Origin of the sequence: Campylobacter concisus (genome assembly GCF_003048575.1) — a bacterium.
GTDB lineage: Bacteria > Campylobacterota > Campylobacteria > Campylobacterales > Campylobacteraceae > Campylobacter_A > Campylobacter_A concisus_U.
The window spans coordinates 117689-132314 of the sequence record NZ_PIRZ01000001.1 but is presented as its reverse complement, the minus strand read 5'-3'; the positions used below and the strand labels follow the sequence as shown (position 1 = coordinate 132314).

General features: G+C 37.4%; 11 protein-coding genes and 1 pseudogene. All 12 read right to left on the bottom strand.

Translation table 11 applies throughout. The annotated features are described in order from the left end of the window. Position 1 precedes the first annotated feature (1 nt). The 12 genes and pseudogenes from CVS84_RS00660 to selA all read right to left on the bottom strand — a co-directional run bounded on the left by CVS84_RS00660 (position 2) and on the right by selA (position 14579). Entirely contained in the window at positions 2-1144 is a 1143-nt protein-coding gene (locus CVS84_RS00660) for an ABC transporter permease (protein ID WP_107690760.1), read from the bottom strand. Then, positions 1131-2423, bottom strand: coding sequence for an ABC transporter permease (locus tag CVS84_RS00655; RefSeq protein ID WP_107690759.1), 1293 nt, complete (start codon positions 2421-2423; stop codon positions 1131-1133). The genes CVS84_RS00660 and CVS84_RS00655 overlap by 14 nt, the downstream gene beginning before the upstream one ends. After that, complete coding sequence (locus CVS84_RS00650) at positions 2420-3799, bottom strand: Fe-S-containing protein (RefSeq protein ID WP_107690758.1); 1380 nt, start codon at positions 3797-3799, stop codon at positions 2420-2422. Before CVS84_RS00650 ends, CVS84_RS00655 begins: the two co-directional genes overlap by 4 nt. Positions 3800-3849: 50 nt before the next feature. Beyond that, complete coding sequence (locus tag CVS84_RS00645) at positions 3850-4371, bottom strand: iron transporter (protein ID WP_084041674.1); 522 nt, start codon at positions 4369-4371, stop codon at positions 3850-3852. Positions 4372-4391: 20 nt separating this feature from the next. Next, complete coding sequence (locus CVS84_RS00640) at positions 4392-6332, bottom strand: FTR1 family iron permease (protein ID WP_107690757.1); 1941 nt, start codon at positions 6330-6332, stop codon at positions 4392-4394. A gap of 260 nt (positions 6333-6592) precedes the next feature. After that, a complete protein-coding gene (gene fdh3B, locus CVS84_RS00635; RefSeq protein WP_087579576.1) occupies positions 6593-7153 on the bottom strand; it encodes a formate dehydrogenase FDH3 subunit beta in 561 nt (186 codons plus the stop codon). 11 nt (positions 7154-7164) lie between these two features. Beyond that, positions 7165-9819, bottom strand: a complete 2655-nt coding sequence (locus CVS84_RS00630) for a formate dehydrogenase subunit alpha (RefSeq protein ID WP_234411885.1) — start codon at positions 9817-9819, stop codon at positions 7165-7167. A 60-nt stretch (positions 9820-9879) separates the two neighbouring features. Continuing rightward, positions 9880-10074 (bottom strand): annotated as a pseudogene (locus CVS84_RS09755) (hypothetical protein); the annotation flags it as partial. Positions 10075-10151: 77 nt separating this feature from the next. Continuing rightward, positions 10152-10358, bottom strand: coding sequence for a twin-arginine translocation signal domain-containing protein (locus tag CVS84_RS00620; protein WP_107690755.1), 207 nt, complete (start codon positions 10356-10358; stop codon positions 10152-10154). Positions 10359-10642: 284 nt separating this feature from the next. Next, positions 10643-11383, bottom strand: coding sequence for a thioredoxin domain-containing protein (locus CVS84_RS00615; protein WP_107690754.1), 741 nt, complete (start codon positions 11381-11383; stop codon positions 10643-10645). A 53-nt stretch (positions 11384-11436) separates the two neighbouring features. After that, positions 11437-13257 (bottom strand): selenocysteine-specific translation elongation factor, encoded by a 1821-nt coding sequence (gene selB / locus CVS84_RS00610; RefSeq protein WP_107690753.1) that lies wholly within the window; start codon positions 13255-13257, stop codon positions 11437-11439. Then, entirely contained in the window at positions 13254-14579 is a 1326-nt protein-coding gene (selA, locus tag CVS84_RS00605; RefSeq protein ID WP_107690752.1) for an L-seryl-tRNA(Sec) selenium transferase, read from the bottom strand. The genes selB and selA overlap by 4 nt, the downstream gene beginning before the upstream one ends. Positions 14580-14626 lie beyond the last annotated feature (47 nt).

Below are 14626 nucleotides of genomic sequence, written 5' to 3'. Positions count from 1 at the left end.
ATCATTCTCCTCTTAATGTATCTGCCATTTTATTATTAAGTGCCCGTTTGATCGGATAAAATGCTGCGATCGCTGCAAATAAAAGCGATATTATCACAGCTACTGGGATGCTTAAAATTCTAAAATCAATACTAGAATCAAATATCGCATAACCTAAAATTTGAGCTAGTAAATATCCTAAAAATGCACCAACTAATGCTGAGATGAGCGCTGTCACAAATGTCTCAAAGCCAAATAGCTTTAATACATCCTTTTTGCTTGCACCTATGGCTCTTAGAAGTGCGATCTCCTTTGAGCGAGAGAGCAAGATAGCACTAAGCGTTGTGTTTACGCACATTGAAGTAATGAGCAAAATAACAAGGCTAACAAGTGCCATTAATAGCTTTATTTTCTCCAAAATATAGCCCTCAGACTTTGAGACCTTTGCCACTGGTTTTGCAGCTATTTCATCATTGCTTATAGTCTTTGCAAGCGATGTTATCTCGTCAAAGTTACCAAGCACAACAGTTTCAGCATAGTTTATTTTGCCAGCTTTATTTGAAATTTTTTGAGCCAAAGATAGTGATGTGATCAAAAGCGCATCCTCTTTGTCGCCACTTGCGACTACACCTTTTATCTTTACATTTATGCTCTCATTTGAGCCAATGGCGCGAATTTCTATATCATCGCCTGCTTTAAAGCCAGCCTGACGAGCAAGATCAACGCCTATTAGCACATTTTTATCGTCAAAATCGACATTTATCATCGTTCCATCTCTAACATCTAAAAATGGTTTAACTTTTTTTAGATTGCTAAATTTTGTTCCCATGACGATAGCATTTGTTGGACCGATATTTGCCTGAGCAAAGAGATAACCGCTCTCACCAAGAAGCTTATCTTTTGGCACTTTAGCGATCATTTCATTATAAGTTTTTTCACTCATATCATCGCTTGTAGCCATATCTTTTGGAGCAAAGATCATATTTGCGCCATAAGTTTTTAGCTCACGTGAGACCTTTGAGTCTATGTCAAGATAGACATTGACAAACGCAGCACACACGCATGCTCCAAGTAAGATAGAGATTACGATGACCATTACTCTTGATGAGCCGTTTTTTAAACTTTTATAAATTGTATTGTAAAAGAATTTGCTATTTGCGGTCATATAGCACCTCCGCAGGTAGTAAATTTATGACATTTCTCATTGGCATTAGCGAGCCAACGACTGAGATAAGTAGGGCAAATGCCACGCTAATTGGTAGCACGATCCAAGCTATGCCTATGCCGTGTGAGAAGATAATGTAAGACATCACGTAGCTTAGCGCGTATCCTAAAAATGCTCCAGTGATACCTGCAAAAAAGGCAACCACAAGGCTCTCGCTAGCAAAAAGGGCGTAAATTTCAAAGTTACTTGCGCCTATGGCTTTTAAAAGGCCGATCTCTTTTTTACGGCGGTAAATTTCACTTGTCATTAGCGATGTTATGCCAATGGCTGAAACCACAAGAGCGATGATGCTAACGATACCCATTAGGCTTTGGATTTTCTTTACTATGTTACTCTCAGCATCACTTACTTGAAGGCTAGCTTTTGCGCTAACGTTTGGTAAATTTTCTTCTATCTGAAATGCGATCGAGCCTGCGTAAGCCGAGCAATACCATTTGTCGTACTCTGCACTATCAAGGTTGTCTAAATTTCTTCTTGCCTTTAACGATAGGTCATTTTCTGGGATTGTCATAGCTGATACTTCAGCCTTTGTGTATGAGTTTGCATGCCCAGAAAGATCTCCAGCAAGCTTTAGTGAGCCAACTAGCTTATGTGTCTCGTCACTAGCTCCTTTTAAAATTCCAACTATTTTAACCTCTCTTGTACCATTTTTGCCCACAAGACTAAGCTTGTCGCCAACCTTTAAATTTTTAGCCTTAGAAAGTTCTTCGCCAACTAAAATTTCATCCATACTTTCATCTTTTGGCCAAACACCCTCAACGCCCCAAAATCCATACAAGCTCTTAACGCCTGTGCTAAATTCTGGCTCATCTTTTAGACCGATATTTTTATCAAAATAGGTTCCTTCAAAGGCAAATTCAATTCCTTTTTCATCTTTAACTTTTGCCTCTAAAAACGGCGCAAAAGCAACGATATTGTTTCTCCAAAAGATCTCTTTTATCTTATAGATATCAGCCTCTGGAAGTAAATTTTGTGATTTTAGTGGGGTGAAATTTTTACCCTCGATCTCGATGCTTAGGCTCTCACCTCGTGGCAAAACAACGATATTTGAGCCATATCCTCTAAGCTCAGTTGCTACTTGATCACCGATTTTTAGCGTGATATTTAGCATGCAAGCTATCAAAAGAGCAGCTAGTAGTATGGTGATAAATGCCATCGTCTTTTGCACCTTTGAGCCCGTGATCGAGCTTTTTATCATTCTTAGTTGCATATTTTTCATTTTAACGTTCCATTTATTTCTACATATTTTTCTGGATTTGCTTCAAATTTCGCCTGAGTTTCGTTATTTTCAAAGAAATATGTGCGTCCGTAGTATAAATATGATCTTGAATCAAGGTTGCTCACTTTTTTGCGACTAACTGGGTCAAGCACCATTTTTTCGACAACCTTACTAAAGAAATTTGCTCCATCTGTAATAGTTTTATAATCAACTATGATATTTTTGCCATCGAAGATAAATGGCATTGGTATCGGATTGCAACCACCTTCTTTGCCAACTGATGGCAAGAAAATTCTAACATTACAAGAGATACAAATAAGGTCATTTCCTCTTTTTATATAACCCATATCGCCACAAATCATACAAGAGTCAAAGACGATAACAGGCGAGACGCGGTCGCTAAAGCGGTTTAACAAGAAAAATCTTATCTGCTTACCCTCATCTGTAATATAAGCAAATCTGTGAAGTTCATTATCTTTTAACATATCAACATCAAATATAAATTTATCTCCCACTGGCTCAACCAAGACTGGCTCTGAAATTTCAGGTGGACGAGATGCGTAAAGATCATAATAGAGAGAAAATCCAAGTGCTATCAAAATACTACAAAATGCAAATTTTGAATTATCAAAAATATTTTCCCTAATGGCTTTTGTAAAGCGGTATTTGATAGAACCAAATTTATTTTTATCAATACTTTTTGGCATAAAGAAAAGTGCGGTGATGCACAAAAGTAAGATCACAAAGATATAAAAATAAGTACCAAATTCTGATACATAAATACCTTTTGCACTAACAGATAGAATCTGAGAGTTTAACTCACTACTTATTTTTAAAGCTCCAGCACGCAAAAGCTCAAGTGCTGTCTGAGAACTTCTATCAATTAGCAAGAAAACTAAAGTGATAATAGCTAAAATTTTAGCTATTAATGGAGAAATGCTAGATTTTAAATTCGAAATAAAAAAGAATAAAAATACGAGCAAAATCATTGCAAATATCATTAGAAAGAAGCTAATGACCGAAAGCGTATCTAGTAGCTCACCACCAAATAGCGGGAATAACACACTGCTTGAACTATAGCCAAAGCCAAAGCCGATGCCTAAAATAAAAAACGTTACAATTTTTGCTATCTTAAGCTCAAGAAATATCCATAAAATGCTAATTAGTAGAAAAACTAGCGTCACTGAATCGATGAAAATTTTAAACTGATCATCAACAAGCGCGTGACGAGCAGCTTTAAAGATAAGCACACCAGCAACAACACCAAGAAATGATGGTAGGAAGATCGTTTTTAAACTTTTGCCATTGTTATTTAAGGCAGCAAAAAGCGTAAATCCAAGGAGGGCTAAAAAGACCTGATAGAAATAAATTGACATAACTAAACCCTGTGAGAATTTTTTAAAAGGGGCGAGAACGCCCCTGGTGATTATTTAACAGGACCACCTGTCCATTGAAATTTATAAGTTGTTGTGAAAGGCTCAAACCATTTACCAACACCGCTCTCTTTGTCAGCGTGACGACCAAAACCTTGTTTTTCTGGATTATCAATGTGGAATTTAAGCTCATAGTTGCCTACGCCTGTATCCATTTTTACGTTAGCACCATAGTGTGGGCCATCGCTTGCAACCATTGGCATAAAGGTACCTTTTTTAACTTTGCCGTTATCAAGGTTTTTTAGCTCGTAGTTAATCTTTAGGTATGGGATCCACTCACCTTCGCCAAAGCCGTTTTTATTACCAGCAATAGCGTGTATGTCAGCTTCTAGGTGAAAATCAGCTAGGCTTGGAGCTAGGTCAATACCCTTTGGTTCCATGTCGATTGGTTGCAAATAAACTGCAGCTATCTCCATGCCATTAGCCTCTACAGGCTCACCGATTGGATGCTCTCCAGCAAGTGCAAAACCAGCTGCTAGGCTAAGTGCTAGGGCTGAACTAAGAATTTTATTCATATTCTCTCCTTTAAATAAGATTAATTTTTATTTTGTTTTGATTTCATAATAACGATGCCAATAACAAGGGCAAGTACCATAATGATTTGAGGCACTAAACTCTCATAATATGGCTGAAATCCTAGCCAGTCTCTCATCCAGTCAGGGAAGCTAAGTCCATTTATGATAGTTGGGATGAAAATTTTACCTTCAACTAGTTCGCCAACACCCTTGCCAACAAAGACGATCGACATGTAAAAGATGATCGCTGATGTAAATATAAAAAATGGTTTAATAGGAATTTTAACAGCGAAAATTTTAAATAAGAAATAGACTATCAAAAGAACTATAAGACCTACAACAAAGCCAGCTGCGATCATCGAGTAGCCAGCTGAGTCTTTTGCGTCAAAGATAAGTGCCTGATAAAATAGAACTGTCTCAGCACCCTCTCTAAATACTGCTAAAAATACAGTCCACCAAAGCGCTGTGCTCGAGCCACTTGAGATAGACTCAGATACATGTGATTTGATGTAGTCGTTCCATTTTTTAGCGCCAGCATTTGAAAGAAGCCAGAAACCAACATAAAATAGAAGTCCCACTGCAACAAGCATCGTGATGCCTTCCATAAGCTCTCTTTTTTGACCTGCTGCCTCGCCAAAGATGACGTTCATGATCCACGCCATGACAAAGCTTAAGATGACAGCCACGCCAACTGAGCTATATACGACCTTACCCATAGCTTTTGCATTGCCGGTTTTTACAAGGTATGCAACAACGGCTGCAACGATGATAAGAGCTTCAAAGCCCTCTCTTAAGATGATAGTTAGCGCCCAGATAAATAGCGTCCAAGGTGAGCTTGAACCATTAGTTTTCTCAAGTGCGGCTGCTAGCTGAGATGACATTTTGCTTGCACTTTCTTGAAGAGTTTTTTCATCTGCACCTGATTTCATAAGGGCTACAAGATTGCCAAATGTAGCTTCAATAGCTGTTTTTAAATTTACATCTATTGCACCTACTTTATTCTCCATGCCGCTACCTTCAAACTCATCAAAGTAGATGTCTTGGATATCGCCCATGGCTTTTTTTACATCACCATTTTTATAAAGTGTGATAGCAGCTTGAATTTTGTCGTTTATGTTTTGAACGACTTTGGTATAATCTACACCACTATCTTCTTCAGAAGCTGCTTCTACATCGCTCATATCAACTTTTGCAAGTTTTGCAGTATCAGCTGGAAGTTTTGAGATTGCCTCATATGCCAGCTTTTTGATCTCATCTAGCTTGGTTTTAAAGTCATCTTTGCTTATACCATTTGTGATGCCGCTGATCGCTTCGCCCATCTTTCTTTGGATGTCAGCATCTATGCTTTTACCATTTTCTATATGCTGGCGAATAGCGATTTCAAGTTGAGTATTTCTGTAGTCTGTAAATTTAGCATCTTGGATAGCATTTTTAGCATCATCTTGCTTATCACTCTCATAGCTTGCTATTGCTTTATCTAGATCGGCTGATAAATTTGTAAATGCTACCTTCCACTCAGGGATAAATTTAGAAGTATCATAGTCAGTTGCAGCAGCTTGAGCTGGGCTGTCTGAATACTCACCAACTAGCCTATGTCCTTTTAAAATAACTGGTAGAACTTCAGCGATCTCGCTATTTATCTGATCTATTCTTTTTTGCACATCATCTGGTGCTTCGCCTGCTTTTATCGCCTTTCTGATCTCGCCAAATTGCTTCTCCATAGAGTAAGCTTTTTTCTGACCTAAATTTATTCTAATGCCAGCTTCAACATCTTCAAATAAGCCAAAATAAGCATTTTGAGTATCACTGACCGCTTGTTCAATATTGCCCGCTCTATACTCTGTTATTACTTTTTGTAGCGACTCTTTTATCTGAGCTGCGACCTGCTCGTAATCCTCATTTTTTGCTATAAGCCAAATAGGCAACAACATAATTAGCATAAATTTTAAGAATTTATTCATTAAATAAACCACCTGTGAGATTTTTTTGAACCGAATATTACCAAGGCTTTACTTTGATTAAAATAAAAACGATTATCATAAAATAGAGCAAATTGAGATAATAAAGAGAAATTTGTCTTCAAATAGCCAATTTTAAATAGTTTTAGAAATTTTCTAATGTAAATTTAAAATTTATCTTTTGAATAAAAAATAGTAGCTTTATAAAAAATGAAAAGGTTTTAAGTTTAAAATTTAAAGGAGAGCAAATGCTCTCCTTCTTGTTAGGCATTTAGTCCGGTATTTCTTAGCATAACACGTTTGCGATATACGTTTGATACTTCAGCCGCATCTCCAACTAAAAGTGCATTTGTAGCACAAACAGCCGCGCACATAGGCACTTTTCCTTCGGCCATTCTATTTTGACCGTATAGTTCTCTCTCCTCGTGTGAGTTTGTTGGCTCTGGACCGCCTGCGCACATTGTACATTTATCCATAACGCCTTTTACGCCAAATGCTCCATCTTTAGGGAACTGTGGTGCACCAAACGGACAAGCATATAAGCAGTAACCACAGCCTATACATATATTTTTATCGTGAAGCACGATGCCATCAGCTCTAATGTAGAAACAATCAACCGGGCAAACTTGCTCACAAGGTGCATCAGTACAGTGTTGGCATGCAATGGTAGTTGAAACCTCTTTACCTTCGATACCATCGTGAAGTGTAATGACCTTTCTTCTATAAATTCCCACTGGAAGTTCATGAGCAGAAGAGCAAGCAACTTGGCAACCATAGCAGCTGATACATCTGTTAGTATCTACAAAAAATTTCATTCTTGCCATCTTATCTCTCCTTACTCTTTACCCATGGCGTCTCTCTCGCCATATTCATGGAAAAACGATGTTTTAAATGTATTTTCCTCAGCTTTTTCTATACGGCAAAGACCTGCGTTAAACTCTGAAATTTGAGTAACTGGATCAAATCCATAGTTAGTAACAGTGTTATAACTTTCACCAATAACATAAGGCTTAGTGCCCTCTGGATAGCGAGCTGAAAGATCAACGCCTTGCATAATACCAGCGAAGTTGTATGGCATACAAATTCTATCTGGAGTTACCATCTGGCTGTGATAGCATCTTACTTTGATCTTTGTGCCTTGTGGGCTGTGGATCCACATCATATCGCGGTCTTTTATGCCGTATTTTAAAGCTAGCTCTGGGTTAACATTAGCAAACATCTCTGGCGTAATAGCTGATAGATATTTACTGGTTCTTTCGATCATACCAGCACCACTTAGGTTTACGACACGTTGCGTACTAAACACGATTGGAAATTCTTTCGACCAATCTTTTGCTTGTTGCTCTGACTTAAACTTAGTAGAAACACGGAAATTTCTAGCTTGATCATCAAATGTCGGATACTTTTGAACAAGATCCCAGCGTGGTGAGTGAATAGGCTCTCTATGTTTTGGAATAGGATCGAGGAATTCCCAAACGATAGCTCTTGCCCTTGCATTACCATAAGGTACAACACCTTTTTCACGGCATTTTTCAAAGATAATACCACTATAATCCATGCTCCAGCTTGGTCCCATCTTAGCTTTCTCTTCTTCAGTTAGAGTTATACCTAAGACTTTTTCTATATTCTCTTTTGTGATTTGTGGATAGCCACCTTTTATAGCTGAGCCAACAAGTGTTGTCTCTTCGCTAGCTAGCTGACTAACGCCATTATGTTCGAGTCCAAAGCGATTTCTAAAGCCTGAACCACCTTCAACATAAGGTTTGCTCATATCATATAGTATTGGAGTTCCAGGGTGTTTTTCATCCCATGCTGGCCATGGTTTACCGTAGTACTCGCCTTTGACTTCACCGCCAATACCTATTAACGTATCTGGATCAAATTTATCCCAGTTTGCTTGATGGCGTCTAAACATCTCGGCTGTTCTACCACCATAACCTATAGAATTTCCAATTCTTGCTATCTCATTTGTCGCATCATCAGGCCATACAAAATCATCTTTTACTTGTTTTATTTCACGATCTACGATACCCATTTTCATGCCTCTTACGTATTCATCGTAAAAGCCAAATTTCTTAGCAAATAGGAACATCACTTCGTGATCGCCCTTGCTCTCATAAAGTGGATCAACAACTTTTGTTCTCCATTGTCCTGAGCGGTTTGTAGCACTTAAGTGACCTTCATTTTCAAATGCAGTCGCTACTGGCAAGATATAAACGCCATCTTTTCTATCTGAAAGGATAGAAATTTCATTTACAAATGGCTCAGCCACAACGATCATATCTAGTTTTGAAGCTGCTTCTTGAATTTTAGCTAAGTGTGCCATAGACGTTAGACCAGTTCCTTGAACCCAAAGAACTCTTAATGCGCCACTACTAAATGTGTTCTCCTCTTTCAAGACGCCTTGCCACCATTTTGAAAGTGACCAGCCTTTTTCGTTTCTCCAGTTTCTATCTTCTGGATGTTTAGGATCGTGGTAATAATACTCTTCAAAGACTGTGTTTTTAACAGGAGTGCCGCCTTGTTTTGGCTCTTTTGTTGAGACCGCAAAGCGTTTAATAAATTCGTCATAATCAACGCCCCAGCCTTTGCAGTAATATTTCCATGCTGCATCAGTTAAGCCATAATACATTGGCAAGCTATCTGAAAGGTTGCACATATCAGTTGAGCCTTGAACATTGTCGTGACCACGAATGATATTACAGCCACCACCTGCTTTACCCATATTTCCTAGAATTAGTTGAAGGATAGGTAAAATTCTTGTATTTGATGTACCAACTGAGTGTTGAGTGATGCCAAGTGCCCAAACAACAGTACCTGGTTTTGTGCGAGCTAGAATGTCTGCAGCTTTTAGTAGCTTATCAACTGGTACTCCAGTAACATCAGATGTAACCTCTGGTGTCCAGTACTCAGCCTCTTTTCTTATCTCATCAATACCGTAAGTTCTATTTTCTATAAATTCTTTATCTTCCCAGCCATTTTTAAGAATAATGTGGATAAGACCATAAACAAGTGCAATATCAGTTCCTGATCTTTGTCTCAAATAAAGATCAGCATGTGCGGCTGTCTTTGTAAAATTTGGATCAGCTACAATCACTTTTGCATTGTTTCTATCTTTTGCCTGTAAAGTGTGCTTCATGCCACCAACTGGGTTTGCCACAGCTGGGTTTGCTCCAATGATAAATATACATTTTGAGTTTGCAGCCATATCTCCAAAGTGGTTTGTCATCGCGCCATAACCCCAAGTATTCGCCACACCGGCGACTGTTGCGCTATGTCAAATTCTTGCTACGTGGTCGTTGCTGTTTGTGCCCCAAAATGCACAAAATTTTCTAAAGTAATATGCTTGCTCGTTGTTAAATTTCGCAGATCCTAAGAAAACAACACTATCAGGGCCATCTTCTTTGCGGATCTGAAGCATCTTATCGCCGATCTCATTTACAGCTTGATCCCATGAAATTCTTTGCCATTTACCATCAACTTTTTTCATAGGATATTTGATGCGTTGTTTACTGTGTGTAAGATCGATCTGATCGATACCTTTTGAGCAGTGTGAGCCCTGAGATATCGGATGATGCATCGCCATATCTTGACGAACCCAAACACCATCTTTTACCTCAGCCTCGATACCACAGCCTGCTGAGCAAATAGAACAAATCGTTCTAACCTTTTTTGAGCCAGGGAAAGGATTTTTTATCTCCTCATCACTTGCTTTTCTTATCGTTTCATTTTCTCCAAAAGCCATTGTGCTTCCAGCACCAAGTGCGGCTAGCTTTAAAAATGAACGTCTTCCTATACGTGCATCACTCATGGTTTTCTCCCTTAGTAAGCGATTTTATAGTAGGTTTCCCAGTTCTTGCTTTTTTTATAAAGCACCTCTTTTTTGTTTGACTTGCCAACGACGACACCATTGTCATCAGGAGTTAAGTCGTCACTAGTCACTTTTGCTACGGCTGAGACTGCTAGTACACCGCCGGCAGCACCGACTTTTAGAGATTTTTTTAGAAAATCTCTTCTTGATCCTTGCATTTTTTCTCCTTAGCTCTCAAACTTAAAAATTTGAGAAATTTGGTTCCGTAATATGTAAAATTTGCATATTTAGAGATACTAAAATATTGCAAACAGTCTATTTCAGGGCTTTTAGAGCCTAGAATTAAACTATGTAAATTTAGCATATTTATAAAATAATAAAAGTAAATATATAATATTAGTTATATTTATTAAGTATTTATTAAAAATATAGTTAAATGTATTTTAAAATTTAAGAATTTTTATTAAAAGAAGAAATTCTAGGGAGAGATCCCTAGAAAAGATTATTTTAGATCACTTTTGTTTATGATAAATGGTACTGATCTAACGCCAGCTGAGAAATATTTTTTACGTAAAGTATCGATCTTGTCGCTCTCTTCTTTGCTAACATTTTTTTCATCCACGTTATAATCCTCAGAAAAATACTTTCTTAAAATTTTAACCTTATCGCTATCACTTTTTGCATTTTTTATATCTTTATAGATCAAAGCACTTTTTTGTAAAGATGATAGTTCATGCACTGGAGTTAGGATGATTTCAACGTTATTGTCTTTTAGCGTAGTTTCTATCTTTGCTAGCTCGGCTCTGCAATATGGGCATTCAGGATCTGAAAACATGATAAGAGTTGGCTTTTTGCTATCATTGCCAAGAGTTACAACATTTGTCTTGTCTTCATTTTTATAAATTTTAGCTAGTGATTTTACTAAATCAAGTGCTGCTTTTTCTGCGATAACCTTTTTTTCTTCAGCTAAATAAGACTTTTTCTCCTTTAAATTTACAACATCAGGAAACATAAGATCGCCCTTAACAAAAGTCACATCTTCTTGAGACATATCTCCTTTGCTAAATTTTAAGCTTACTTTTTCTATATCATCTAAAATTTTAGTGCGTTCTACGACTTTTACATTAACACCATCGATATTTTGATTTTTAAAAACTTCTGAGTAAAAATCTTCTATTTGCTTATCGCTTGCTGCCATTAGGCTAGTTGCCGCTAATATTGAGGCCAAAACCACTTTTTTCATTTTTTTCCTTTTTAAAAATTTGGCGGATTATATTTGCTTTTTGTAAATGAATACTAACCACGAAAGACTCTATCATTTCCTTGCTTCATTATGTCACTCTCAAGGTCAAGTTGCTCAAGATAAGCGATTACATATTTTCTACTTAAATTTAGTGCATCCTTAGCATTTGTGACATTTACAAAGCCTTGATTTTTGATGATCTCTCTTAGCTTATCAAGTGCCATTTTTAGCGAATTTCTAGTGATAAAAAGATTATGCTCCAGCCTTACAACTCTACCCATTGCAGTTAGTTTTTTAAGTGCATTATCGCCACTTAGCCTATCTATTTCCAGCTCATCATATATATTATAAGGCGCCGTTGGAGCTAGCTTTCCGCTTTCTAAAATTTCATAAATTTTCTCTTCAAGCCTTACTTTTAGTTTGCTTATATCAATGCCTTTTTTTGTATAGACGCCATCATTTTTAGAGATTAAGTTTATACTTTCAAGCTCATCAAGTGCTTTTTGAGCTAAATTTTGACTAGCCCAAGCAAGCTTTAGGCTTATACTTTGAGCTGAGAAAACGGCAAATTCATTTTTTTCTATCATAAATTTAACCACAGACTTTATCCGCTCAACCGCGCTTAGATCGTAGATATTTAAAGCTTTTTCATCGACAAAGACATTTGAGACTTTTTTAGCCACATTTACTGCCTCTTCGTGATTTAGACCAAATCTTTGATAAGAAGAGATGATGCCAAAACCATTTTTGTGAGCCTCTTTTAAGATAGAAAAGGCTCCAACAAAATCATGCTTTAAAAGTGCAGCCAAAAAGAGAATTTTACCAGCCTTTTTTAGTGGCTCAAGCACAGGATTTAGCACTCTGCCACCTCCTATCACGCGTGCGTCCGAGATAAGCACAAATACCTCGTCAAATTTCAAAAACATATCGCTTTGAAATTTAAAGGTAACAAAGTAGCTATCATCTTTTTGGCTAAGGATTAGCACCTTTGCAGGCACATTTTTAGCTCCTACGCAAAAGGTTACGCTTTGCGAGTGGATGAGATTCTTAGCAGTTACGACCGCATCAACCTCTCTAAATCCCCTAAAATAGCCTTTTTTACTAAGCAACTGCCCCTTTTTTAGCTCATTAAGCTCAATGCCAGTTAGATTTAGCGCCACACGGCTACTAACTCCTGCGCTATCTACGAATTTATCATGGCTTTGCACACTTCTTACTAGCACCTCTTTGCCAGCGTCATAGTTAAAAAGCTTCTCATTTTTACTAACGCTTCCCTCTATAACGGTGCCAGTTACGACATTTCCGATACCTTTTAGGCTAAAAACCCTATCAATGTAGTATCTAAAAACGCCCTCTTCATCGCGTTTTTTAGCTCTTAGCGTAAAGAGGTAGTTTCTAAGCTCGTCGATACTTGCCTTATCCTTTATACTAACGGCAAAAATTTCTAAAATTTGCAGGTTTTTAAATTTAGAAATTTCATCTCTTATCTCTTTTTTTCTTAAATTTATAGTCGCTTCATCTACGAGGTCACACTTAGTAAGTGCCACGATCACGGATTTTACGCCAAGGAGATTTAAAATTTCAAGGTGCTCCAAGCTTTGAGGCATAAGGCCGTCATTTGCCGCTACCACAAATAAACACGCATCAAAGCCATACGCGCCACTTATCATCGTTTTTATGAGATTTTCATGTCCTGGCACGTCGATAAATGCGATATTCTCATCATTTTTACTTAAATTTGAAAAGCTTAGATCAATCGTTATACCACGCTTTTTCTCCTCTTCAAGATTATCCCCCTCAAAGCCATTTAGCTCCTTTATAAGCGCGGTTTTTCCATGGTCGATATGCCCTGCTGTTCCTATTATTAAACTCATTTTTCTTCCGTTTCATTTATTATTTTTATTAGTTCATTTACATCTTCATCTAAAAGCGTTCTTAAATCAAGCAAAAATTTATCATTTTCTATGCGGCCGATCACCTTTTTTTGCCTAAATTTCTGCTCATTTAAAACTGCATCTCCACTAACCGCCAAAGCCACGCTTGGAATTTTTTTATTTGGCATCGCACCGCCTCCTACAAAGGTTTGTGAGCGAACGATTTCTAGCGATGTTTTTAGATTCTTATTTATAAAATTTGCTAAGTTTTCAAGCTCTTTTACGCTTTTGTGAAGTAGTTTTTGTGTTGTGATTAGCTCAAATTCTTTATTTAAATAAGCTTTCATGCTCTCAGCCAAAAGCGAAATGATCACTTTATCTACGCGAAGCATTCTTAAAAGCTGATTTTTTCTAAGCTTTGCGATGAGCTCTTTTTTGCCAACAATGATGCCACACTGCACCGCACCAAGCAGCTTATCGCCACTAAAGCTAACTAGCGAAACATCTTTTAAATTTTTTAGATCTGGCTCATTTTTATCTAAGTTAAACGGCAAATTTCCGTAAAATCCACTGCCAAGATCAAAATAATCTATCAAATTTTGCCCACATGCCAATTTGCTTAGTTCATTTACTGTAACCTCTTCGCTAAAACCCACAATGTCAAAATTTGAGCGATGAACCTTTACAAGCATCGCCGTATTTTCACTAATTGCCTCTTCGTAGTCTTTTAGCTTAGTTTTGTTTGTCGTGCCAACCTCTTTCAAAAAGCAGCCCGCATTTACCATCACCTCAGGCACTCTAAAACTACCGCCGATCTCGACTAGTTCGCCTCTACTAACGACGACTTCTCTGCCTTTTGCAAAGGTATTTAGCACTAAAAATACTGCACTTGCGTTATTATTTACGACGATAGCGTCCTCAAAACCAAAGGCCCTTGCTATTAGCGAGCCAACGTAGTCATATCTGTTGCCACGGCTGCCTGTTTTTAGGTTGTATTCAAGGTTAGAATATCCTGTGATTACCGGAGTTGCACGGCTTAAAATTTCTTTATTGATGACGCTTCTAGCAAGGTTTGTGTGAATGGTTACACCAGTTAAATTTAGCACTCTTTGAAGGCTTGATTCATTAAATTTATGATATTCGTTTAGGATTAAATCTATTATTTCTTGCAACGCAAAATTTGCATTTTCATTTAAAATTTTAGCTCTAACTTCATTTAAAATTTGCCTCGCAAGCAATGTGACTAAATTTATATCAAATCCTGAAAATGCCTCGTTTTTTATGATCTTATCAACTTGTGGGATATCTCTTAAATCGCTCAATTCGTGCTCCTAGTAAGTTAGTTTTACCAAGCCGTGATTTTAACATA

What these genes read in the sequence shown, in the direction of transcription:
- CVS84_RS00645 (WP_084041674.1), bottom strand. Translation starts at nt 4,371, where the DNA reads ATGAATAAAATTCTTAGTTCAGCCCTAGCACTTAGCCTAGCAGCTGGT.
- CVS84_RS00655 (WP_107690759.1), bottom strand. Translation starts at nt 2,423, where the DNA reads ATGAAAAATATGCAACTAAGAATGATAAAAAGCTCGATCACGGGCTCA.
- CVS84_RS00650 (WP_107690758.1), bottom strand. Translation starts at nt 3,799, where the DNA reads ATGTCAATTTATTTCTATCAGGTCTTTTTAGCCCTCCTTGGATTTACG.
- CVS84_RS00640 (WP_107690757.1), bottom strand. Translation starts at nt 6,332, where the DNA reads ATGAATAAATTCTTAAAATTTATGCTAATTATGTTGTTGCCTATTTGG.
- CVS84_RS00615 (WP_107690754.1), bottom strand. Translation starts at nt 11,383, where the DNA reads ATGAAAAAAGTGGTTTTGGCCTCAATATTAGCGGCAACTAGCCTAATG.
- CVS84_RS00620 (WP_107690755.1), bottom strand. Translation starts at nt 10,358, where the DNA reads ATGCAAGGATCAAGAAGAGATTTTCTAAAAAAATCTCTAAAAGTCGGT.
- CVS84_RS00660 (WP_107690760.1), bottom strand. Translation starts at nt 1,144, where the DNA reads ATGACCGCAAATAGCAAATTCTTTTACAATACAATTTATAAAAGTTTA.
- fdh3B (WP_087579576.1), bottom strand. Translation starts at nt 7,153, where the DNA reads ATGGCAAGAATGAAATTTTTTGTAGATACTAACAGATGTATCAGCTGC.
- selB (WP_107690753.1), bottom strand. Translation starts at nt 13,257, where the DNA reads ATGAGTTTAATAATAGGAACAGCAGGGCATATCGACCATGGAAAAACC.